General features: G+C 38.8%; 18 protein-coding genes. 5 read left to right on the top strand and 13 right to left on the bottom strand.

Annotated elements, in window-relative coordinates:
* Nucleotides 1-5: 5 nt before the first annotated feature.
* Nucleotides 6-902, bottom strand: coding sequence for a helix-turn-helix domain-containing protein (locus tag AB1Z56_RS13815; RefSeq protein ID WP_426789381.1), 897 nt, complete (start codon nt 900-902; stop codon nt 6-8).
* A gap of 349 nt (nt 903-1,251) precedes the next feature.
* On the opposite strand from AB1Z56_RS13815, the gene AB1Z56_RS13810 reads away from it, so the two are divergent.
* Entirely contained in the window at nt 1,252-2,250 is a 999-nt protein-coding gene (locus AB1Z56_RS13810; protein ID WP_426789380.1) for a carboxymuconolactone decarboxylase family protein, read from the top strand.
* Nucleotides 2,251-2,323: 73 nt separating this feature from the next.
* Here the strand turns inward: AB1Z56_RS13810 and AB1Z56_RS13805 are convergent, their stop codons facing one another.
* The 5 genes from AB1Z56_RS13805 to murQ form a co-directional block, all read right to left on the bottom strand.
* Nucleotides 2,324-2,998 (bottom strand): hypothetical protein, encoded by a 675-nt coding sequence (locus tag AB1Z56_RS13805; RefSeq protein WP_426789379.1) that lies wholly within the window; start codon nt 2,996-2,998, stop codon nt 2,324-2,326.
* Nucleotides 2,999-3,143: 145 nt separating this feature from the next.
* Complete coding sequence (locus AB1Z56_RS13800; protein ID WP_426789378.1) at nt 3,144-5,780, bottom strand: outer membrane beta-barrel protein; 2,637 nt, start codon at nt 5,778-5,780, stop codon at nt 3,144-3,146.
* 10 nt (nt 5,781-5,790) lie between these two features.
* On the bottom strand, nt 5,791-6,792 hold the full coding sequence (locus AB1Z56_RS13795) for a FecR family protein (RefSeq protein WP_426789377.1): 1,002 nt from the start codon (nt 6,790-6,792) through the stop codon (nt 5,791-5,793).
* A 30-nt stretch (nt 6,793-6,822) separates the two neighbouring features.
* On the bottom strand, nt 6,823-7,446 hold the full coding sequence (locus AB1Z56_RS13790; protein WP_426789376.1) for an RNA polymerase sigma-70 factor: 624 nt from the start codon (nt 7,444-7,446) through the stop codon (nt 6,823-6,825).
* A 3-nt stretch (nt 7,447-7,449) separates the two neighbouring features.
* Nucleotides 7,450-8,256 (bottom strand): N-acetylmuramic acid 6-phosphate etherase, encoded by an 807-nt coding sequence (gene murQ / locus AB1Z56_RS13785; protein ID WP_426789375.1) that lies wholly within the window; start codon nt 8,254-8,256, stop codon nt 7,450-7,452.
* Between the two features lie 398 nt (nt 8,257-8,654).
* Here murQ and AB1Z56_RS13780 point away from each other — a divergent pair, with 398 nt between their 5' ends.
* Nucleotides 8,655-10,058 carry a family 43 glycosylhydrolase gene (locus tag AB1Z56_RS13780; RefSeq protein WP_426789374.1) on the top strand — a complete coding sequence of 468 codons (1,404 nt, stop codon included), beginning with the start codon at nt 8,655-8,657 and terminating at the stop codon, nt 10,056-10,058.
* Between the two features lie 161 nt (nt 10,059-10,219).
* Here the strand turns inward: AB1Z56_RS13780 and AB1Z56_RS13775 are convergent, their stop codons facing one another.
* From AB1Z56_RS13775 to AB1Z56_RS13755, 5 genes are all read right to left on the bottom strand, one after another.
* Nucleotides 10,220-11,407: a thioredoxin-like domain-containing protein gene (locus AB1Z56_RS13775; RefSeq protein WP_426789373.1), complete on the bottom strand. Its 1,188-nt coding sequence runs from the start codon at nt 11,405-11,407 to the stop codon at nt 10,220-10,222.
* Between the two features lie 95 nt (nt 11,408-11,502).
* Entirely contained in the window at nt 11,503-12,921 is a 1,419-nt protein-coding gene (locus AB1Z56_RS13770; protein WP_426792377.1) for a RagB/SusD family nutrient uptake outer membrane protein, read from the bottom strand.
* 12 nt (nt 12,922-12,933) lie between these two features.
* Nucleotides 12,934-16,410, bottom strand: coding sequence for a SusC/RagA family TonB-linked outer membrane protein (locus AB1Z56_RS13765; RefSeq protein ID WP_426792376.1), 3,477 nt, complete (start codon nt 16,408-16,410; stop codon nt 12,934-12,936).
* A 16-nt stretch (nt 16,411-16,426) separates the two neighbouring features.
* Nucleotides 16,427-17,527, bottom strand: a complete 1,101-nt coding sequence (locus AB1Z56_RS13760) for a FecR family protein (protein ID WP_309362703.1) — start codon at nt 17,525-17,527, stop codon at nt 16,427-16,429.
* 62 nt (nt 17,528-17,589) lie between these two features.
* Entirely contained in the window at nt 17,590-18,168 is a 579-nt protein-coding gene (locus AB1Z56_RS13755; RefSeq protein ID WP_309362704.1) for an RNA polymerase sigma factor, read from the bottom strand.
* Between the two features lie 530 nt (nt 18,169-18,698).
* Between AB1Z56_RS13755 and AB1Z56_RS13750 the strand changes: the two genes are divergently transcribed.
* Complete coding sequence (locus tag AB1Z56_RS13750; protein ID WP_426792375.1) at nt 18,699-18,941, top strand: hypothetical protein; 243 nt, start codon at nt 18,699-18,701, stop codon at nt 18,939-18,941.
* Nucleotides 18,942-19,073: 132 nt separating this feature from the next.
* Here the strand turns inward: AB1Z56_RS13750 and AB1Z56_RS13745 are convergent, their stop codons facing one another.
* Together AB1Z56_RS13745 and AB1Z56_RS13740 are read right to left on the bottom strand one after the other, a co-directional pair.
* The gene (locus AB1Z56_RS13745) at nt 19,074-20,819 is read right to left on the bottom strand and encodes a hypothetical protein (protein WP_426792374.1); all 1,746 of its coding nucleotides are present in this window, start codon (nt 20,817-20,819) and stop codon (nt 19,074-19,076) included.
* A gap of 15 nt (nt 20,820-20,834) precedes the next feature.
* Nucleotides 20,835-22,526, bottom strand: a complete 1,692-nt coding sequence (locus AB1Z56_RS13740; protein WP_309362707.1) for an IPT/TIG domain-containing protein — start codon at nt 22,524-22,526, stop codon at nt 20,835-20,837.
* Nucleotides 22,527-22,814: 288 nt separating this feature from the next.
* Here AB1Z56_RS13740 and AB1Z56_RS13735 point away from each other — a divergent pair, with 288 nt between their 5' ends.
* Together AB1Z56_RS13735 and AB1Z56_RS13730 are read left to right on the top strand one after the other, a co-directional pair.
* The gene (locus AB1Z56_RS13735) at nt 22,815-24,296 is read left to right on the top strand and encodes a rhomboid family intramembrane serine protease (protein ID WP_426792373.1); all 1,482 of its coding nucleotides are present in this window, start codon (nt 22,815-22,817) and stop codon (nt 24,294-24,296) included.
* Nucleotides 24,297-24,439: 143 nt separating this feature from the next.
* On the top strand, nt 24,440-25,024 hold the full coding sequence (locus AB1Z56_RS13730) for an RNA polymerase sigma factor (RefSeq protein ID WP_313264026.1): 585 nt from the start codon (nt 24,440-24,442) through the stop codon (nt 25,022-25,024).
* Nucleotides 25,025-25,078: the final 54 nt, after the last annotated feature.

The following is a 25,078-nucleotide window of genomic DNA, read 5'->3' as shown; positions in this document are numbered from 1 at the left end:
ACAGGCTAATTTAGATTCCTAAATTCAATTGGAGTGACACCAACCTTTTGTTTAAAAAGGCGGGTAAAATGTTGTTGATATTTAAAGCCAAGTTCTTCTGCAATTTGACTGATAGACTTATTGGGGACAAATATCTTCTCCTTTGCCTCTTCTATAAGTTTAGTTTGTATATAATCAAGGGCAGTTGTTCCGGTCTCTTTTTTAATAAGATCACCAAAATAATTCGGAGACAGATACAATTGTTCAGCACAATAACTGACTGTTGGCAAGCCAAGAGTCAGAGATTTCCCGGATCTGAAATAATCATGTAGAAGATTTTCAAAGCGTATCAGTATATCTGTATTTATATGTGTTCTGGTAATGAACTGCCTATCGTAAAAACGCAGACAGTAATTTAAAAAAAGTTCAATATTGGACACGATAAGAATTTTACTGTGCTTGTCTAAATTCAAATCGATCTCATTTTCAATCTTATCGAAACAATCACTGATGATGGAACGCTCTTTTTTTGACAGGTGGAGCGCTTCATTGACAGCATATGAGAAAAACGTATAGTCTTTGATATTTTTTCCTAATTGAGTGCCAGCAATCATGTCCGGATGGAAAACCAAAGCCCTTCCTGAAGGTTTGATAATCTGGCCGCTGCTATCAATACCATATACCTGGCCAGGAGCAATGAAAACTAGTGTGCCATCCTCATAATCATAGGGCTGGCAGCCATATCTCATATCCCCGCATTTTATATTTTTCAGGAAAATACAATACAGTCCCATATATCTGCGGAATTGAATGTAAGTGGGGATTTCGTCGAAATTGACAATACTTACCAAGGGGTGTTTTGTTTCAACCCCCATCTCGTTATTATACTGTTTTACGGTATCGATTTTTCGGATTTCTTCCATAACATTCTTTTTTCTTACAAATTTAGAAAACCTTTCTTTTAGCTGTATATCGCTGGATCCAAATCCGTAAAAGTGGTAAATACATCTGTATTCTGTATAAACAAATTGAACCCGTTAATCCCGAAATTTGCCTATACAAGTCCTGGTTAGACTATTCACACAACAAACTTTCAAGTGTGAAGCACTGGGATTAAATTACAGATAAGGAATGGAAATTTCTGATAATTGCAGCTTCATTGTTGTTAGCTGCGTTAGTTGATATATAAATTAAAAACTTGAGAAAATGAGCAGATTCAGCATGAAGCAATTGATTTTATTTTTTTTGTTCGCGATAAACATAAATAATACAATGAAAGCACAGGAAAGCAAAAAAGGAGGAGTCCTCAATGCTCATCAACAAACTTTAGCAGCCATCGCTGCCCTTACAGCCACTGGAGACCAAAAAGCACTAAGACCCGCATTAAGCAAAGGACTGGATGCCGGGCTCGCAATCAACGAAATAAAGGAAGCATTGGTACAGCTCTATGCGTACTGTGGCTTTCCACGTAGCCTTAATGCTATTGGAACATTCAAAAACGTTTTGGACGAAAGAGCGAGTAGAGGGATTAGGGATCGGGAAGGTAAATCCATTGTTGTAGATAACAAGGTTGCAGACAAATATGAACAAGGCCGAAAGGTTCTTGAAGAATTGACTAAGACCGTTCAGCAAAAGCCCAGTCCTGGCATAGGTGAGTTTGCTCCGCGCGCGGATTCATTTCTAAAGGAACATCTTTTTGCCGATGTTTTTGTTAGCGATGTTTTGAATTATCGTCAACGGGAATTTGTGACCATATCAGCACTAGCAGCAATGCCTGGTGTGGAACCGCAATTGAAAGCTCATATTTTAATGGGTAAAAATACAGGCATAACCGACGTCCAGCTAGCTGAACTTACAGATGTGATTGAGAAAGCTGCGGGAAGAACACAGGCGAATATGCTGAGAAAAGCAATCGACGAACCCGAATTACCGGTCATACAATCTGATATGATGGTACGGATTGCAGCGATAGAAATCGTACCTGAATATCTGGAACAATATAAAGCTATTCTTAAGGATCAGTCCTCTGTATCACTGAAGATAGAGCCTGGTGTAATTTCAATTTTTCCGATGTACCAGCAGGATAAACCGACGGTATTGAAGTTGGTAGAAATTTATGCCAATAAGGAAGCTTACGATTTGCATATCAAGTCTGTACATTTTCAGCAATATAAAACAACTACATTAAAAATGGTCAAGTCACTAGAACTGGTAGAAATGGGTGCGATAAGTCCTGAAGCTATGCCTTTAATATTTGAAAAATTAAAATAAAATACCGGTGAATCAGCGGAAAAAAATGATTTCTATATTTCTGTTGATGCGCTGGTGCTAAATACATTGCAGATCAGGGTACAACCTTCTTAACATCATCGTTGCCGTTGTATTTAAGCTTCTCTGAGCCACATATCCCACAAACCCTAACTGTATATCTAAATGGTGTTTTAAATTGAAATTTATTTTTCGTTATTGGATTATTTAGATTTCTACAGGTCTCACAATAGCATTTGGCATGTTCTTCGGAGCATATAGTTAAGTCTTCCATTTCGACGAAGATTTTCATTTTCTCCAAGATGAATTCTTTTGAATTTTCAAGCGTAAGGCCTGTATTATAAAGAGTTGAATTGCTGTACCTCAAATAGTCCAGATCCTCGTCAATTTCATAGAATGCTATGTACTTGTTATTATACGCGCTTGCAGATACAATTTTTAACATTTGGCTAAAAGCATAATCTATACTGACCTCTTTTCTGATTGCTTTTTTTGCGATTGTTAAGGCATAGTTTCTCATTAAATCTTCTTCACTTTTCTCTATATTTAACTTTAGATCGGCAATTGATTTCCAAAAATAGATTTCGCGTTCTTCTGTAGATGCATAATCCAAACCAGCTAATATGTACAGGTTGTCACTTTCATAGCCCAACTTTAAAACATTGACGGCCCAAGCAACAAGGAGTTTACTTTCAAAATATGTCAATGCTCTTTCTGCATAAATTTCAAGTGCGAGTTCTTCGAGTGTCATATACTATAATTTTTAATAACTAAACAAATATATTCCAGCGAAACGTAATGTATTTGCGCAGTAGATTTATCACGATGTTTATTTTGAGTTTCTACCCATGTACTTTGGTTGGAATATTTTGTTTATTAAACGCGCTTAGACTATTTTAGTTGACACGTTTTCGCTGTTCATCATTGGATTGGATGATTTTCTTATCTTCAAATTTCTTTCCATTTGTAATTGTGTAGGTAAAGGATAGTCCAAAAGTACGTGTGGGACGTTTTTGATAGAAATTGATGATAGTACCTTCGTAGCTTGAAAACTCTCGCTCCCTCGCTGTATTGAATAAATCATTGGCTTGTAGCGTTATTTTACCTTTCCCATTTAAAATCGCTCTAGAAAACATGACACTGCTATAGAATTGATCCGCATATTTCGTATTTCCAATGTAAGATGGAGTTCGATAACTCAGGTATAGATTGACATCAAATAGCTTGCTAACTTTCAGAGAGTTAAATAAGCTTCCTTCAAATACCTTTTGAGAAAGGTTTACATTGCCGTATTCAAATTCGGATTTGAAGAACGAAAGGTTGCTTTGAAGCTGCCAAAAATTGTTTATCGTAAATGGGAAAAATGCACCTAAGCCGTAGTCTACACCATTTTTGAAATTTATTGATTGATATTTGATCTGCCTGTTGTTGACTTGCGTGCTAAATAGCACTATTTTATCCTGTGTATTGGAATAGAATAGATCGACCGAGATACCTTTTTTTAGCGTAATTCCTGTTTCAATGCGATGGATGTATTCAGGCTGGAGATCTACATTTCCCTGGATTAGCACAAAGTCGTCGATCTGTAGCGTATAGGGATTTAAATCTTTAAAAGAAGGCCGTCGTACTCTTTTTCCGTAGTTAAGATGAATAGAGGTACCCTTCTTTCCTATGTTCTGCAAGAGAAAAATAGAGGGAAATAGATTGAGATAATTTTGTTTTACCTTCTCGGAGCTTGTTACCGATAGCCCATCGATAAAAGTTTGTTCTGCCCGTAATCCTGCTTTTATTGAGAAGTTGTTGATTTTTTTATCCAGGGTGAAATACCCCATAATAAGATCTTCGTTGTATATAAACTGATTGCTATACAATGAATCAAGCTGCCAGTTATCCGCAATAAAATTATTTCTTTCGACGGTGTTATTCCGTTTTGTCCGTACATATTTGAGGCCTGTTGCAAAACTAAAGTCCTTTTGATATTTTTTGTTGAGATCGGTCTGTATACTGTAGATATTTGTTGTACTGGGTGAAAGATTTTGATAGATGTAGGGGAGAGGGTTATCAGGCGAGGTCATACGATAGTTATTCGATTCCCCATTGTCGTTGTACAAATAATCGGCGATAACTTTAAAGGTAGACTCTAATGTATCTATTTTCAACGAATAATTGAAGGTAGAGTTGACCATTGTCGGTCTATTCTTCCAGACATTGTCCGTTGTTTTGTATAAAGTATCACCCTTCATCTGATGCGCATTATTGGTATGGAAGTCTTGGTCAGACCTGGAGTTTGTCCAGATGGTCTGCAATCCAATATTTTGGTTTTTGGCAATTTCGTAGTTGGCTGTTAGCCGGGCATTATAGCTATCGAGATTCTTAAAACGCTGCGTATTACTCAGGTATTTCGAATCGTCAGGGTACTGGATGTTATAATCTGTCTTATAGCGTTGGTTATCTTTGGTATAGCCGAGTGCTCCGGACAGGTAGAACCGTTTATTTTTGTAGTCAAATAAGGTACCGCCGTTAAAATAGGGATCTTTGACATTTTGTATATAGCGAGCCAGTAGGATGATCTTGGATCCATCGTTTGTTCCCTTTTTCATGACTATTTTTACGATTCCACCAAGGCCTTGCGCTTCATACTCAGCCCCTGGATTGGAGATAATTTCTATTCGCTTAATATTTTCGGAAGGAATTGAACGGAGGTATTCTGCCAATTGCTCAGTAGACATGCGTTGTATAATATCATCGATCATAACGATCACAGACTGGTTACCCCTGATCCTGATATTGCCGTTGTGGTCGACCCAAAGATTTGGTGATCGCTGTAAAAGGTCGAGTGTAGATAGTCCGTTTGCAAGTATCGTCCCCTCTACATTGACAATCATACGGTCTGCCTGCCTAACATAGGGAGATCGGTTTTCGGTCACTGTTACCGTCTCCAATACAGTATTGTCGGTATCCAGGGTCAGTTTTACTTTGCCCGTTCGGCCAAGGTCGTCAAACGATTTTTTGACTGATTTATAACCTAGAGAAGAAACCTCGAGCATCAGTTGCCTTTGGTCCGAGGGGAGGGCAATGTTAAAGCTTCCCAGCTCATTTGCAACTGTAACACCTATTATGGAATCACCTTTTAAAACACGGACGGTTGCATAAGGCAAAGGTCGATTTTTTATATCACTGACTTGTCCTTCGATTTTATTCGCTACTCGCAGCTGTTCTAATGTGCTAGAAGGCAGGTCAGATATCACTAGAATTTTTTTGTCGAGAAATTGATACCCAAGATGGTAATCCTTTAATTTTTTGTTTAATAGATCATCTAGAGTGATCTGCTTGGTGTCTACCGTCAGGATCATGTCATCCATAACAATCTCATCGCTGTAAAACACTGCATAACCACATTGGCTTTGAATCATATCAAAGATATTTTTTAATGGATACGTACCTGGTTCCAAGCGGATATGGCGTGCCTGTGCTAGACAAAACTGCAGCCCAAATACAGTGATTATTAATGATAAAATCGATCTTGTAAACATCTTCATTTTTTTAGCGTAAAAGGATCACGCTATCTCTTATCTCATATTCAAAAGGATAGCTAACATTTAATATGTGTAATAGTTCATTTATGTTAAGATCCTTACTTGCAATTGCACCACTGAATTTAGCATTCATCAATTTCTTGTTTTCAAAGATTACTTTCATGTGGTAGGTTTTACCAACTTTTTCCATCAGATCTTTTAGTGATTGATTTTTGAATATAATAGAATCCTGAGCCCATAGTCTGCTAGACTCCAATTCACGAAGGCTCAGTTTATTGATGGCCAGATTTGGAACTCCTCCCGGTGCTTTTTGCTTCCATATGGCCTTTTCTCCCGGCGTGATGGTAAAAATATGATCTGGCGAATCATTATGGAACAACTGAACCTTTCCATGGTATAATACCAGTTCTGATTCATCCTTGGACAAGTTTGGCTTTATGGTAAAACTCGTTCCCACTACATTTACTTTCCAATCTCCCACAGTGATATGCATAGGGTGCAGGGTATCCTTTGCTACATCAAAAAATGCCGCGCCATCTAGGAGGAGCTCTCTGTTATCCTTGCCATAATTACTATTGTAGCTTAATGTTGCATGTTTATCCAAGGTTACCTTTGTTCCATCTTTCAATACAAGAGAGATGATCTGCGTTCCGGATTCTTGGATTACAGGTCTGCCAAGATGGGTGGAATTGAAGTATTTGATGCCGAGCAGAACGAAAATTAGCAGAGCTGCAGCTATGCTCCCAAATAGAAAGACCATTTTACGGTAGTTTTTAGTTTTTGCCGTCGGGTCTTCCGCTGCATCTATTTTCTTCCATATGGAATCTAGTTTATCCTTATTAGTCGATTTGTTGCGTTTCGGTTTGTGGTAAAATCTTTCTAACAGGAGACTTATCTCTTTTTCTTGCTTATGCTCTACCAGATATAGATCGTAATCCAATTGTTCACTTGCGGTCAGCCCATCGGCTAACTTTTTTGCGAATAATCTTAAAAAATCGTCTTTGTCCATTGTGTTTATTTTTGAGAACTGTTTAACTGCCTACCAGAAAAGTGACAATAAAAAACGGTTGAAATTTGATTTGTTCATGATTGACTGCTCCTTCTTCCAGTAAACTTCGATATAGTTGGAGAGGTATTTGATGGCCCTGTAGAGTTGATTTTCTACTGTTCGAAGCGAAATATCCAATAGCTCCGCGACTTCTTTCTGTTTTAAGCCATCTTCTCGGATCAATGTAAAAATGACTTTTCGTTGCATAGGCAAGGAATTGACGGCTTCGGTCAATATGGCATGCAGTTCCTTGTCAATCAATACATGGAGAGGGTCGGGTGCCTGAGTGGCAGTACGTTCCTCCAGTTCATTATCAATGCTTTGACTGGCATAAACGTTCTTTCGGATTTCATTTAAACAGCCGTTTTTCAGGGACTTATAGAGGTATAGCTGTGGTTTTTGGATTTCTCGGATTATCGCTCTTTTTGTCCATATCTGTACAAAGAGATCCGACACGACCTCCTCCGCCGTATCGGTATCCGCAAGCATTTGCGTTGCAAAATTCAGGAATCTTGATGCGTAGCAGGAATAGAATTCATTAAAGGCTTGCTTATCGCCCTGATTGATCTTTTCAAACAGCGTGGACAAGTGTGAACTATGTGGCTGGCTATTCATGGGCTAATCTTTATAGTGCTCCAATACAGCACGTACGCTACCGTATTTCTGCAAATTGGTTAATGCTTGATATTCCGTACAGCCGAGTTCGTCCATGATAAAAAGTACGCCTCTTTTTATCAATTTATCGTTTGAGATCTTCATGTCTATCATTTTGTTGCCTTTGACCTTGCCCAACTGAATCATGGCCGATGTACTGATCATGTTGAGAATTAGTTTCTGTGCTGTCCCTGCTTTCATGCGAGTCGAACCTGTAATAAACTCGGGGCCAGTGACTGCTTCAATCGGAAAATCCACTGTCCGCGCGATTTCACTTCCCGCGTTGCAGACGATGCATCCTGTTGTGATACCCATGGATGCCATTGCCTGCAGTCCGGCCAATACATAAGGAGTCGACCCCGATGCCGAAATACCGATGACGAAATCTGTCTCTGAAACGTTTATTTTTTTGAGGCTTTCCCACGCGGCACTCTTATTATCTTCCGCATTTTCGACCGCATATTTTATAGCTGTGTCTCCACCGGCAATTAATCCAACAATGACGTCGCTGGAGACACCGAATGTTGGGGGGCATTCTGAGGCATCTAAAATACCTAGTCGGCCGCTCGTTCCAGCGCCAATATAAATCAACCGACCCTGGTTTTTAAGCTTTGTGACGATCTCATTTACAAGAATTTCAATCTGTGGAATCACTTTCTTTATGATCTGGGGCACTGTATTGTCCTCATCATTCATATAGTTTAACAGTTCAGCGGTATTTAACTCTTCCAGATTGTTGTATTTTGATTCACTTTCAGTCAACTTTATCATATTTCATGTTGTCATTTACCTTTAAGACACCCAAAATAAAAAAACTACTCACTCCCTTTTGATAATTCCAGTCAACTAGCCGCATTTGTTTATTTCTTGTATTCATTTTGATCACAGTGGACGGGTTACTGTGTTGTAATGTAGTTCATTTTTTAGTATTTTTTTTAGTAATCGAATGAGAACATCATTGTAAGACAGATTAGAACTGTCAAATCTCATGAAATATTAATTTTTCCAGGGAAGGGACAAAAATCAGAAGGCGGTGGATTGATGATAGCTCCGAAATGGCTGAGAGGTTCATAACGATTGATGCATTGAAGATGTAAATGAAATTGTGTTTTAGGCAGGATAGGACATGATAGTTTTTTTTGGGGATTTATAGATATTGTCTCGTAACGATGTTTGCAACAAAATCAATATTAAGTTGGTTTCTGCTGCTGGCACCTTTTTTTGTAGAAGGCCAAGTGCAGGGACATTACGATGCCATTTATTCAGGGGTGCCATGGATTGATGCGCAAGGAAAAACTGTGAGCGCACGTGGTGGTTGCATCATCAAAGAAAAGGATACTTATTTTCTATTTGGCGAATATAAAACGGACTCAGCCAATGTATTCAATGGCTTTTCCTGCTACTCCTCCAAAGATCTGTCGAATTGGCGATTTGAAAGTATGGCACTTCCGGTACAGCCCGCTGGGAAGCTAGGACCGAATCGAGTTGGCGAACGACCAAAGGTAATGCGGTCACCGACAACTGGAGAATACATTATGTATATGCATGTGGATTCGCTCAACTACAAAGATCAATTTGTTGGATATGCTACAGCAAGCAGAATTACAGGACCTTATCAGTTCCAAGGACCTTTGCTTTATAATGGACAGCCTATTCGAAAATGGGATATGGGGAGCTTTCAGGATGATGATGGACGAGGATATATTTTGATCCATGGAGGGGAAATTTACCTATTGGGCGCGGATTATAAACATGTCGAAAAGAAACTGAATGAGGCGATGGGGGCTGGTTTTGAATCACCGACTATGCTCAAAAAGAATGACCTATATTATTTTCTGGGATCTAATTTGACAAGTTGGGAACGTAATGACAATTATTATTATACTTCGCGGTCTTTGACTGGACCTTGGGAAAAACAGGGATTGTTCGCTCCAGAAGGTTCTTTGACCTGGAATTCACAATGTACCTTTGTCTTGCCAATTCAAGGTACAAAAACGACAACGTGGATGTATATGGGCGATCGTTGGTCTTTTCCTAAGCAAAAATCGGCAGGGACCTATGTATGGCAACCACTGTCTTTTGAAGGGAATAAGCTACGATTACCTATTTTCTATGACGCATGGCAGCTTAATTTGCAGACGGGAGAGTATCGCATGTCAACACCTGGAGAAGCATCCATCGACTTGACGACATCAAAACAGGTTACCCGTAAAGGTAATTGGAAGCAGGACAGTTTGCACACGATCAGCTCAAACCGGCGCGGTGATCAGTTGACCATGAGTTTTCATGGTCGGGCAGTAGCTTTATATGGACTTTCTAGACCGACGGGGGGCTATGCAAGAGTGACGATTGAAAATAAAAATGGCCAGCATATACTAACATCTATTGTGGATATGTATGCACTGGTACCTAATCTAGCAATTAAGTTTGCCAGTCCGCAATTGAAAGACGATACCTATACAATAACCATAACACTGATGGGTGAACGGGGGAATTGGTCGGATAAACGGAAAAATAATTACGGGAGCAGAGGGTTTGACGTTGTACTACAAAAGTTCTTGGTAACAAAATAATGTGTCATTAAACTAGTTATGTTAATGCTTTAGTAAAATAGGGAATTATTGAAGGCACTATATATCCAAACATTATATCCTGGTGGCAGAAAATATGGGCAAATCATGCGGGCCACAAACTCGCCCGCATGATAATTTAATAATTTTGAAGGGCGAATTAATTACCGCATTAATTCTTCCAACGCTTGGTCTAAACTGGCTCCGCGCATACCATGTTTTATAATTGTGCCATTTGAGTCGATAAGCAAAGCGTATGGAATGCCTTGGATATCGTAACTTTCGGCAATCTTACTGTTGAAACCTTCTCGGGCATTGTATTGGTGCCAAACCATATTTTCTTCGGTCATTGCTTTTTTCCAGTCCGTTTCTTTCTCATCCAGAGAGATACTTACGATGTCAAAACCTTTGTCTTTCCATGTTGCATAGGTATGTCGTAAATGTGGAATTTCACCTCTGCATGGACCACACCATGAAGCCCAAAATTCAAGTAGAATGTATTTCTTGTCTTTCGGAAATACAGAGGTTAACTGTACCTTGTTTCCTTCTTTATCTAAGATTGGGCCATCCAATATGTTGGATCCAATCGCAGTTGCTTTGGCTTTTGTGATTGCAGTCTGCAAATCAATAAATGTTTTTTTTCCATGCCAAGATGGTTCAAAGATCTGAAGGAGTTCATCCATTTGTATTTTGGAGAGACTTTCTTCCCCATAGCCCATCACCATATAGGAGGCTTCATCTAAAGCAACCCGGGCTGTTGGGTTATTTGTGATAAATGCCCATTTTTTTTCGAAAACCGTTTTCTTATACGGTGCCATTTTTTCAAGAATGGCAATTCCCCGATCTGTATTAAATTTTCCATCGATTGCCGGAAGGTGATACTCCTGCATATAGGCCTTGTCTAGTTTACTTAGCACCTGTTTTTGGTCAGTAATGCTTCGATTTAATTGATCCGCCAAGCTTTGCGCTTGAGAACCTTCAATGATAGGTTTTTGGTTTGGCAAATTCGGGTTATAATAATAGGAAGGAAGGCTATCGATATGGCCGGCCAGCTGAACATTTCCCTTATCTAAGTAGAAGTGGCTTGCTTTCCACAATTTTTTGTCGGAGTTTTCAGTAGGCGCAATAGTGATTCTTACCAATTCGGGATCATGTATGGCCCCTTTGATTTGAAAGCTATTATTTTTGATGACCGCACTGCCAATTTTCTTTTGTTCATTGTCGGCCCATAGACTAACAGTTTGCCCATTCGCTTTTTCTCCCCTAATTTTTCCAGCCAAAGAATATGTCTGTTGGGCGTAGGTGATCAGTACAAGTGCACTGCAGGAAAGAGTTAAAAATAGTTTTTTCATTAGATTATATCTTTTTTTGATTTTCTTTTGTTCTTATGTAATTAAATGTTGTATGTTCCCACTGATTTATTCAAGTCAGCAAAGAAACAGGGTTTTTAAAGTGGATTCTGTTGCAATTGATTATTCCCTGCCAATGCAGTTTGTGGAAGGGGCAATACTAATTGGGTGTCCGATTTGATCGTTGCTTTGATCGCATTTAAATCCATGTTTTTTTCGTGATAGTAGCGGACAAAATCAAACCAGTCTTCGCCATTTTCTGCAAATAATTCTAATACCTTGTGTCGAAAGATAGCGGTCAGGAGAGCGTTGTTACTGATCTTACTGACATAATCTGCAGGATATCCAACACGTGAGGCCATGGTTTGAAAACTTTGACGCGCAATATCATAGTGACCGTTTCGGACAGCAGCTTCGGCATGGATAAAATAGATTTCACCGAGACGTAGTATCATTTGCGTGTTGTGCTTTCCCGTTCCATTGGTCGAATAAGGATGTTTTCCATTGCCCTGAGCCCCTGCGAGTGTTGGATTGAACATCAAATAAAAACGTTGGTCATAACCTTCTCCGGTATTAAGATTTCCATCGTTATCACCAGCCACCAGTATATCTGCCATACGTTTGGTGTATTCACTATAAGTGGTACGGGCAATCAGATCGGATGCACTTTCCATAGCGCCTTCGGTATAGGTAGCGAAAAGTGCCTCAGGAGAATTATAACCATTGACGAAGATGCTTCTAAAAGACTCTTCCAGTCGGTAGCCATTGCCCTCAGCTAAATCAATAGCCTCCTTAGCAAGGCTTTCAGCTTCATTGTAGTTGCGCATATGTAAGAGAACTTTTGCTTTCAGGGCTTTGGCGGTGGCTTTTGTAACATAATAATGGAGCTCATTATTTTGCGGTGCATTGGCAATAGCTTCGTTCAGATCCGTCAGTATGAAATCGTAGCTTTCCTGTACGGTTGCACGTGCTGAAGTTTCCGTCCCTGTAAAAGGTGTATTTCTCAATACAATTCCATAAGGTGAAGACAGATCAAAAAAATAACCGAAATGACGGAGGAGCTGAAAATGGGCAAGTGCACGCTGAATCTTACATTCGGCGATGATTTCTCTGACACGTTGTTCGGGAGCACCTTTTGCATCCCCTCTTTGCATCAGCTGAATCAAATTGTTTGCTGTGTTAATTGTCAGGTAAGATCCCTGATAAATATTGACGAGAGCTATATTATTGGCCTGTACACTATTGGTTACAAACTCCTGGCCTCCGGTCAATCCACCACCTTTGCTTGCGGAGGTACCCGAAAGAATGGACATGTATAGGCGGAAAGAAGATACGTTAAACGCTCGCCAGCTTTTGTATACACCGCGCAAAACAGACTCTGCTGATTCCAGATTATAGACGACATTGTCTTCTTCCATTTTATAGTAAGGTTTGATATCGTCGATACCACCCACCATAGAGCAGGAATTCATTCCCAATGATCCTGCCAGTAACATTCCCAAATATTTTATTTTCATGTTGATTGTATGTTAAAATGCTGCTTTAATGCCCATAGAAAATGTTTTTGGCATCGGATAGGCATCATTACTGGATGTACTTGTGGTAATATATGTTCCGACAAATTCAGGATCTAACCCTGGCCATTTAGTCAGAGTCCATAGATTGGACGCCGAAGCAAACACCGATACCTGATTGACGCGCCATTTTTTCGTTAGTGTGGTTGGTAGGGTATAACTTAAGTTGATGTTTTTAAGACGCAGGAAAGATGTCTCGTATACCAGACGGTCAGAAGTTCTTGAGTTGGACGCCGGATCATAATAGGTTATTTTGGCGAAATGGGCGTCCGGGTTGGTCGCTGACCACATATCGCCGTAAATTTCCTGCTGTAGACTCTGACCTAACATTCCAAAGAGGCTAGTTTGAAAGTCTTCCATTATGGCTGATGCTCCTTGGGAATATTGAAAAACAAAAGAAAAATTGAAGTTTTTATAATGTAAACGATTATAAAAACCTCCGAAATATTTGGGTTGTGCAGTCGCGATGACTTCGCGGTCATCGGTAGTGACTACACCGTCGCCATTAAGGTCCTTATATTTATAATCGCCGGTACCTGTAGCCATATTTTGGTAATACCCTGTCGGTGAATTACTGTTCAGGACATCGATTTCCTCCTGCGAGTCGAAGATTTTTTCGACTAAATATCCCCTTCTAGTACCAGCAGGATAGCCCTCTATGTAGCTATCTAAGGAGTAAGCGTTAATATTTGCACCGTTTAAATGTTCGATTTTATTTCGGTTGCGCGCAATATTAAATGATAGATTCCAGGTGAAATCCTGCTTTTTGATAAGATCATAACCCAATTCGATTTCAAAGCCTTTATTGCTCATATCGATGATATTAGCTGAATAGGTGCTAGAACCGGCTTCCAATGCTATCGGTGCCGGTGCTAATGCACCAGTCGTGTAGCGGTCATATAGATCAAAACTACCTGTAAAGCGATTGTCAAAAAGCGCAAAATCCAATCCTGTATTGTATTCGCGTGTTTTTTCCCATTTGACATCACGGTTAGGCACATTCGGATCTAATACAATCGCCGGTTTGCCACCCCAAAGGTCATTGGAACCACGTACAAAAAATTGACGATATAAGAAGTTATTAATATTGGTCGAGCCGGTATTACCCCAGCTCAGGCGTAGTTTCAGGTCGTTGATCCAGTCTGCCGTTGCCATAAATTGTTCATTATTGATCCGCCAGCCAATGGATAAAGACGGAAAATATGCTCGTTTATTCCCAGGACCAAATTTAGAAGATTCGTCCGTACGGAAATTTGCTTCAGCCAGATAACGATCTTTGTATTTATAGCTTAATCTGCTGTAAATGGAATTTAACCCTTGATCGGCCCTGTAATATGTGAAAAATGTATTTCTGGCAGCCGATCCCGGATCTGTCAGAATTTCATTGTCCGGAAATTCTTCGTAGCTATTTGAATCGCCAGAATTCTTGGAGCGGTCAAATCCGATGCCAGCCATCGTATATAATTGATGACCATTCTTTTTCCAATTATAATCCGCCCTGAAATTTAGACTCGTATTACTGTTATTGGATGTATTTGTATTCAATGTCGCGTATAGGTTACTGCCAAAAGCCGTAAAGTCGTCCTGTGTGTAGGTCGGCGCAAAAATACTGGCGCCACCATTGTAAGAGGCAATACTGATGTCACCACGCAATTTAAAATTCCTGAGCACTTCATATTCGGCATAAGCTGCCCCCAAAAATTGGTGTATATTATTTAATCCGCGATTGCTGAGCTGAGCCAAAGGACTTGATAACAATACAGGGGCGCCATACATTAGCGAACCATCAATGCGGTTGAAGTTACCGTTCGCATCGTATGGCTCGACATCAGGTCTTACCAGCCAAGGTTTTGTATTACCTTCGGCGTACAACTGCTGCCCATATTTTAGTGTGCTGTAAGCATAAGATAATGAGGCTCCGGCAGTCAGACGCTCTGTAATGTTGCTATCGAACGATAGACGACCGCTGTAGCGTTTGAGGCCATTGTTGATATATAATCCTTCCTGATCGAATGTATTAAAGTTGAACGCCAGATTGCTGTTGTCTGATCCTCCATTTAAAGAGAGGTTAAATTGCGAAGTACGGGCATTTTTATTACGAATTACTTTTGTCCAGTCAGTATTGCCCGGTCCGAAGGCATCATTGTTTAATCCATCATAGCGATATTGTAATGGAGTGCCAAATCCGTCATCTGCTAAAGGGCTGACAAAAGCCATTTGTTCTATAGCCGGTATTTGATTGTAGTAGGCTTCATAGGGGTCAATTTTACCCTCATTGATGCCATTTATTGTATTTAGGATAATGGTGTTTTGCGCATCTTTAAATTGTTCGAAAGACAACGGCTTGTACATGCGCGTCGGGTTGTTGATAGAATGCGTGTAATCTGCGGAAATTGAAAATGGTCTATTTTTCTTTCCGCGATTGGTCTTGACAATGATTACGCCATTCGCCCCACGAGATCCGTAAATCGCAGTTGCAGCAGCATCTTTTAGGATGTCAATACTTTCGATTTCCGAAACTGGTATATTTGAAAGTGGGTTGATCGTTGGAAAATCAGAATATCCATCGATAAAAAAAGGCACTCCATCGATCACGTATAAAGGTTCATTGGTACTGCCCGACAAGGGCGAAGTAATGCCGCGGATATTGAGCTTGGCTGTTGAACCAGGTGCGCCAGAGTTTTGTGTCACCATGACACCTTTTGCGGCGCCCCCCAAAATAGACTCGAATGTTGCCGCATTATTACTAAAATCTGCTAATTTTTCCTGATTAATAGAAGAAACTGAACTCGTCAGATCCTTTTGTTGTTTGGCTCCATATCCGATAACAACAACCTGATCCAATCTGGCGTCAGCGATACGCATGGTCATATCCTGATTTAATTTTAAGGCATTTAAATGGATCATGGATGCGGTGGTCAGATAGCCGATATAGCTATAGGAAAGCTGATAGGTACCGTAAGGAATATCAGCAAAGGTATAATTTCCTTTTGGGTCAGAGACCGTGAGCAGATCAAGTCCTTTTCCGACTATTTTGATTGTTACTCCCGACATGGGAGCATTGTCTTCTATGCGTCTGATCGTTCCGGATACAGAGCCCAACTGCTGCATCTTGTTCTTGATGATAATGGTTTTATCTTCGATCTGGAAGGATAGGGGCTGTGCCTGGAAAATATCTGTCAGTACATCGCGGAGATTCTTATCTTTAACGGATAAGGTCACAGGAGATGTGTTTTTTAACATATCATCGGCGTACAAAAAGCGGAAGGAGATTTGATCCTCAAGCTTTTTGATCACCGTTTTTAGATTGCTTTCATGTGTCTTTAGGGTGATTTTCTGCGCATGGGCAGCGACAGAAAAGTCCGTAAAGAAAGCAGTAAGGAGTAACAATGTAAGATAAAATCTTACATGATTAAAATACTTAATGTTCATAAAATTTAGTGTTAAGTTAGTTCGCTTTTACATGGATTGTTTGGTTGTCAATCCTAAATTTGACTTTTCCAGTCATTTCAAGTAGATGTAGGGCCTGATCGATCGTTTGATATTTCGATATTCTTCCGGTAAAGCTTATTTTGGCAGTTTCTTTCGTTTCGAATCTAACATCGACATTGTACCATCTGGACAATTGTTGCATGATTTTGCCCAGCGGCTCACTATCGAATACAAAGATGTCTTCTTTCCATGAGGTGACGGATGTGGTTTTGGCCTTGGAGACGAGCATGTGTTGACCGTTATAGAGCGCTTGATCGCCGGGGAGAAGAATCACCTGTCCTGTAGGTGTCGAGATCCGGACTTTTCCTTCCAGAAGGGAAGTGGTTATATTTTTTTCATGACGATAGGCTTGTATGTTAAACTTAGTCCCCAGTACAGTGACCTCTTGCTCTTTGGATGATACGATAAAAGGCTTATATTTATTTTTGGTAATTTCAAAATATCCTTCGCCAACCATTTTTATCCTACGTTCACTTCCTGCAAATTGAGACGGAAATTCAAGTTCGGATTCAGAATTGACAACGACCAGCGAGCTATCAGCGAGCTTTATTTTAAATTGACTTCCCCGGGGGACAATCAATTTGTTTAATTCACCCGTGTTTTTAATATCGGATTGAACTTCATATGAAATCATTCCATTATCAAGTTTTTTTACGTTGATGCCGTTCGTATTTATTGTTTCTCCAATGTGTAGCGCACTCAGATTAATCGAATCTTTCGAACCCAAAAATAATGTCGCTCCATATCCCACGGTCTGAATTGTGGTTGGTGTATGGGAAATGTCTTTTTTATACTGTAGGATAATCATGTAAGAAGCAGTAGACAGAAGCAAGAGGCCGATTAACACCGCTGCATATTGATAAAAGCTCCTCTTTTTTAGAGGTTCAGTATTGAGTGAATGCCAGGTCTGAAGCTTGATTTCCTCGAATTCATTTACTTGGAGCGGATGTTTATACTCCAGTGAATTATACCAAGATTCGACAAGAATTATTTCATCTTGCGTGCATTTTTGATCCGTATATCGTTTTAAAAGGTCTGTAATTTCTTTTTCTGTCATTGCAGTCTAAATGGGCTTTTATAAACAGGACAAGGCTGATGACCGAAGGGAGTAGACGAAATTTAAAAAAAAGTAAAAAGTACGTAATTAATTTTTTTCTTAAGTATTTTGAGAGCATTGGCCACCTGCTTTTTGACCGTTAATTCGGATATGGACATCAGGTCGGCAATTTCCTTATGGGAGAGTTCCTGATGTCTGCTGAGCAAATAGATCTGTTTCATCTTTAGCGGAAGAGCATCTATTTCATTCTGAATGATTTTTTCAAGTTCGTTTTTATGAATTGTTCGGTCAGTTGTTGCTTCAAAATGAGCTTTAAAATAATGATAGAGCTCCTGACGTTCATTTTGTTTTTTAGTTTTTATATAATAGTTGATAATACTATTTCTAAGGGATACGAAAAGAAAATTGATGACTTTTCCTTCGATAATGATTTGCGTACGTTTATTCCATAGGTTCATAAAAAGATCCTGCGTGAGATCTTGCGCATCTTCTTTGGATGACAGTTTATGCAAAGCGTGCACAAATAGTACATAAAACAAACGATTATATAGTACTTTATACGCATGTGTGTCGTTAAACTTTATAAGCCCGAAGAGCTGCTCGTCACTACATTCATTATATTTTTCCAGTTCCAATTTCATAATATAATAAAACAAGGAATTTTGTCTTTAAACCATTCTATAGTTGAATTCAGGGTTTATGCAAAATGCTTTATCTCTCTTGATAAGTAAAGCTATTTATTCCAAAAATTTAATTACCAGGATTGCGGTAGATTTCAAAAGGACACTAATATATTGCTAAGGTATTGAAACTTATGTAATACATAAAATATTTTGCTATTGAATTTGCCTTTAACTTGTTTTTAGTGACAATAGTCTATAATAACATCTTCCAATGCCCTGATCCCCTCTTCCAAATCCTTTTCAGGAAGTGATTTGATTACTTAAGATATTAACATGAGTATGAGCTGTAATTAATGTCGGATTATATTTTCACTAATAGTACAGTTTATGATGCTACTCCTGCTTCACTAAAATTTTATACAGATAGTTTAGGAAATCTTCATAGTTTTGACAATCGAGTTTGTGATTGAAAATTTTAGTTCTGGGAACCAATTTAATACCTTTAGAGGGAAGAATTGTCAATCACGTATCTTCAATATTCAAGTAAGATGAAAGAAGTATTTGTAAAAAAATATTGGGATGAGGAAGATATATTGTTTTATCTACATTTTCAAAATGGAGAAGCCATAGCGCAGGTTGAAATTACGCCCGAAGGCAGGGCCTTTTTGTCCTTAGAAAATCCCGGAGAAAACACTTCCAATTTATACGACCAATCGTTGGATGAACTTGATTTGGAAGATAAAGACTTTATAACCAAGGAAGAATTTTATAGAATTTGGAATGAGCAATAAAGCAAAAGCTCTCTATCTATTGATAATGACGATATCGAGCATATTCCACTAGGCAATGATGTTTGGGCTTAAATTTTTTGCCCCGATCAGTCTATTCTTCACGATTATGATATTTTCTCAATTCTATAAAACTTACAAGAGCTCAAAATAAGAGTCTGATTGATAGATTTTGTTTGCAGCATCGGCTGATATTCTAAATTTTCCTTTACTGGACATCATTGGAGCGGTAAACATGATTTCATCAGCACTGACCGGTATGGGTACAATTTCATAATCACCGAAACGGATTTTTTGTGCATATTTTATGCTCTTACCTTTGACATGGATCAACGATCCCGGTAGGCCACTGGAGGGAGCAAAACTCTCCAGAGTGATTCCCATTGGATTGATTGCTAGTTTTTTGTCGCTGAAAGAATACACCCCCGCAGAATTCTGATAGCCTATACTGATCTTATTGGATCCAAAGTTCGACAGAAACCATGTAAAGTATGCTTCTCCATCCTTATCACATACAGCATCCCAATAGATATTATTGCTACCCTGTAGGCTGTATATATTCCCTTTTGAGAAATTTCCATAAAGCGTAATCCGATCTCCTTCATAGGCGTTAGTTTTATCACTTGACACCCAATCGAAGTTCTTGACCACAATCTTTTGGGGGAGACTGATGTCATAAAATCTGTCTTTGATCTGGAACGAATAGCTGCCTTCTTTTAAATCGCCGACTTCGAAAATAAGGGATTCATTTCCGGTTTGTCGAGGTTCCACTGGTAGGTTTCCAAAAGTATAATCAAAGTACATCCCCGATTGGAAATCCCAAAATTCAGGCCATTGGATTATACATTTCGCTCCGGGATGAACAAAAGATTGTTCAATACTAATCTTCGCTAAATCCGGAACATAAAATAAGATTTCCTCTTTAAAGATCACCGTTTCCACACCATTGGTATAGCCGAACTTGAAACGGTTGCCTTTTAGATTTTCTATTTGATTAAATTGTAGCTGACTTGTGAATGGAATCTGTAGATCACCCAATATAATTTTAAAATCACTGCTCGGATGACGGAAATCGGGGAGGTTGAGCCCCAAGATGTCCATTACTTCGATTGGTTTAAAATTTGTTTTAACCAGAGGAAGTAGCTGTCCCAGAATTTTTACCTGAGCAATATTGTAGTAAAAATCGCCATAAGGATACTCCCTGCGTTTAAATGAAAAGCTGATGTCCTGCCCATGATATAATCCGTTCGTTTTCGGTACCTGAAAACGGATAGACTTTTTATCTGGTGCTATGGTGTAGGGTATTTCTAGGCTCTGGCTAGCGTTTGATACCGCATCAGCGAAGTAAGAGAAGAATTTGTAATTTTGATCTATCAACTTAAAATCGCCTTGAACTACAATTTCTTCACCGGGTTTTGCTTTTATCATTTTGACAGGGTCGATCAAAAAGCCACCGATCTGAAAGGAGTTAAATTCACCCCTATAGTATCCTTTTTCAGTCCTTACATACAAGCTGTAGGTATATTTGAGATCTAGATCAAAGGGCTCATTTGGTTGATACGTATATTTGATCGTTGGACCTACTGTATTTTTACCCACTTCGATCTCCTGTTCTTTCCGTTCTATAGCGTATTGATCGATAGTTTTTATAATAAAGCCATAACTTATTATCTTTTGGTCCGCTATCGAATCTATTTGACCGAATAAGGTGACGCTTTTTTTGCTCAGTTCCTCCGTATGTCCTGTCCGGACAACTATTTTTTCTTCGGCAGAATACACATATTCTATCTCCTGAACTTTCTTGCACGCCACAGTGAGCAGTGTGAGACTGGACACCATGACAAAAAATAATATATTGAGCTGTTTTATATAGCGTAGCATATCACTGTTAAAATCTTAAATTAATTCAAAAGTTTCCTTACCTTTTACCCATTTATCGCCAAAAAGAAGATTGATTTCTATTTTTCCCTTGTAAGAAATATCTCGGGGGATGGTAAATTTGATTTCCTCTTCACCCGATTCACGCCATACTACTCTGCCTCCAAAATAGATCATACCATAATAAATCCCCTTTCCCACAATGGTGATCTGGTCTCCGGCTTTTCCTTTTTTCGGGTAGAAATCCGAAAAGACCGGAGCTAAAACCTCGAGGTTCAGCTTCGTTTTGTCCATATATTCTGTACCACCACTTCCATGATAGCCTACTGAAATTGGATAAATTCCGGCGGCAATCGGAGGTATAGCAATAGTCAGCTGGCCATTTTGTACCGAAACAGTGGACGCATCTTGATTCCCCAATCTAACCTGATAGGAGGCGTTTGCCTTGAAATTGCCATTGATCCTGAATAGGTTACCATAGTAGCCTTTATTTTGATCGATACCCGTTACTTGCAGTTTTTTGACCCTTAATTTTGCCTCGCTCGTAAATTTAAAAAACGGACTGCTTGCGGAAAGCGTATACTCACCTTCCGGTAGATCTCCAATAGTAAGTTTATGTATTCCGGTCCAATTCAAACTGACGTATGCACTTTTGTTGCCTACCTTATAAGTCGAGAGATCTTGTTGTCCGAATGCTGAGAAATCTACACCTGAGAAAGTTCCTGTACCGCCGGGGTGGAATTCAGTATCATTAAAATATAATGCATTGGGGAGAGGCTGTTTAATTTGGATTTTTTGCTTAAAAAAAACAGTATCTTTTCCATTAAAATATCCTATTGTATACTTGTCTGCCGGCTGTCCGTAGGTTAAATTTATCAAATTCATTTCGGATTCATAGGGGAAGGACCGGTCGCCGAAAAGAATATAGAAAGGTTCTTTCAGAGCCCCGCCCAATCCCGGACCTGTTAACATAATTTTATCGTTGTACATAAAATTGTAGTTGGTCGGTTCATTTAGTTTGCCTACGACCTTTACGGTTGCTAACAACGAGCTACTATATAGTCCAGTTGGATATGCTTTATTCTGGAGGATAAAACTCAGGCGGCTGCCATGCGTCAGATTAGCAGGTAACTGAAAGACCAGGGTTTTGAGGTCTTTGCCCAGTGTAAATGGAATTTCCTGTCTATTGTTATCGTCATTAATATTCAAAGTGTAATTATCCTTTACTTTTTCAAAATTTCCGGTGATGGTAATTTTATCATTGGCATAGGCAATAATATCATCTCTATATTCAATGTCAGGCCAATAAAATAGGAGACTTGTCGTTTCCCCTTTATAAATACCCTTATCCGTCTTGATATAATAGTAATATTTAACCGAGTTCGAATTCAGGATTTCTTTTGGAGTTTGGATGGTATGTGTAATCATTCCAGTTTTGGCCATTGATCCTAGGGAATAAACCAATTCTTTTATGCTTGTATCGTAATATTTTTGGCATTCAACAACAAATCCATGATCAATGATGCTTTCATCATTTAGATATAATATGCGACCGGAAAATGTGATTTTTGACTCATCTGCATTGCCATTAATCAATGTTTCAATACGAATGGGATTGGTGTCAGGGATTGTTTCAACAACTTTTTCGACTTTTTTACAGGAAACAAGAAAACACAATGATACAAGCCAAAGGATATATGATTCTTTCATAAAAGGGTTAACATGTCTACAAAGATACTTTATTGGATTATTATATCATAAATTATTAATACAGGAGCATACATAACAAATAAAGTCCCATACTGTGCGGAAGCATAACTATAGATGTAGCGGATATATGAAGTGAAAGTAACTGTTTTTTTTGCTAAGTTAGCTGCAGTGGAAACATATGCGTCGGGTTCTCGCTCAATTTAACCTTTATTTAATTTATCTAACGCTGTCGTTGATGTATTGTTTCTCTGTAACTGATTATAATACAATATGTAAAGAATAATAGATATGGCATTCGGATTTACACCTAAGCACGTTGAAGACTTTCCACTTAATGACTTGACACAACAGCAATTCCTTGTTCTTGCAAACGAATCAGCAAGAAAAGTAGGTTGGCAGATTAGTTACTTAAGTGACAACGGACTTATTGGATACACAGATAACGGCATGTTTTCTACAGATGCGGAAATCAAAATTAAAATAGAAGACGGGATTGCAACCATTCGGAGTGCGTCCATTGGGAGTGAGCTGATGGATTGGGGGCGGAATAAGAAAAACATTGCCAATTTTATTTCTACTTTCGAAGCATTAAAACCCACGTTAACAAAAGAAGAGCTCAATGTTAAATATCTAGCACTAAACGATCCGCTTGTCTCGCCGGAAGATGATTTATTAAAGTTACATCGGGGAACTACAAAAGAGGAAATTAGCGGTTTTTTCTCTATTTTCAAGCCAACTCAAGGATTTTTTGTTACGCCAATCCTTTTAGATATCAATGTTTTAATTTTCATTTTAATGGCAATGAGCGGTGTAAATATCCTGCAGCCAACGAGTGAAAGCCTATTAAATTGGGGGGCAAATTTTAAGCCTATGACATTAGATGGTGAATGGTGGCGGCTTATAGCAAACTGCTTTTTGCATATCGGGATTTTCCATCTTTTAATGAATATGTATGCTCTTCTTTATATCGGTGTATTATTGGAACCACATCTGGGGAGGACACGGTTTATTCTCGCTTATCTACTCACAGGAATTACCGCAAGTATAGCAAGTTTGTGGTGGAACGACCTCACTATTAGTGCTGGTGCTTCGGGTGCTATATTTGGAATGTACGGCGTTTTTCTTGCCATGCTAACAACTAATCTCATCGAGAAAACAGCACGAAAGGCGTTATTGATGAGTATTGTGATTTTCGTCGGTTATAATTTAGTCAATGGAGTCAAAGAGGGCATAGACAATGCCGCTCATATTGGGGGATTAATAGGTGGCCTTGTTATCGGTTATGCGTTCATTCCAAGCTTAAGAAAGCCTGAAGAAAAGAGATTGAAATTTGGAACAATTGGTTTGTTATCAATTGTGATTCTTGTTTTTTCTTTTGTTGTTTACAAAAAACTACCGAATGATATTGGAATATATGATTCGAAAATCAAAGACTTTGTTTCCATGGAAGAAATGGCATTGGACGTGTTTAATTTGCCATCGAATACACCTAACGATAAGATACTTTACGGCATTAAAGACAAAGGGATTCATTATTGGAACGAAAACATAAAGCTTCTTGAGAGTTTTAATGACTTGGAGTTACCTGTTGAAATCAGAACTAGAAACAAGCTTTTAAAAGAATATTGTGAATTGAGAATTAAGAGCTATGAATTACTTTACAAAACAATATCCGAGGATACAAATCAATACCAGTCACAACTGGAAAATTATAATAAGCTCATTGAAGCAAAAGTTAAAGAGCTTAGTGCTGTACAACAGGGCGAATAAATGCAATTCGTTTTGCGGATTTATGCCATCTACCGACTGAAATTTCGGATCCTCACATTTCATTTTGAAATAACCTTGCATTTATATAGATTTAATATGAGTTTTGTTGCTTAGACCAAGTGTAACCTAGGGAAAATATAACCATGGATTTAAATGCAGTTCCATTGAGTCTTGATGAGTTTAATCGCTTTAAATTGGGAGACGAAAAGGTTTTTAAAAAGATTTTTGATTTTTATAGGCCTTTGATGTATCACAAGGTACGTCGTGTATGTTCGTCCGACTTAGACGTGGAGGAGATTATGCAAGAGATTTTTGTACAACTTTTTCTAAAACGTAATTCAATCCCCTCTGCGGAAGCTATCTTTCCATTTTTATTTTTAGTAGCAAAACGAACGGCCATCACTTTGTTTCGAAAAGAGCTGTCTAGACAAAAATATCAAGTATCACAATTGGCAGAATGGGATGAATTGAGTGATGAATTAGAGCGGACGATCGCTCATAAAGATTTAGATAAAGTACTCAAGACGATTGTATCCTGCTTACCACCACAGCAAAAACTTGTTTTTTATAAGAGCAAAATAGAGGAAATGAGCTATGCAGAAATTTCCGAAGAAATTGGTATTTCCAAAAATACCGTCCGTAACCATCTTGTAGCAGCGTGCCAGTTTGTACGTTTGAAACTTGATAGCTTACTTTTAATCCTTTTTTTAATAAAAAATATCTTTTGACTAGTTCATTGATCCTAGTTGTACGAATAATATTATAGAGTACACTAGATAAGG

Source organism: Sphingobacterium sp. WOUb80 (assembly GCF_050058145.1).
Taxonomy (GTDB): Bacteria; Bacteroidota; Bacteroidia; order Sphingobacteriales; family Sphingobacteriaceae; genus Sphingobacterium.
The sequence above is the reverse complement of the archived record's forward strand: the minus strand, read 5'-3'. Positions and strand labels throughout refer to the sequence as shown.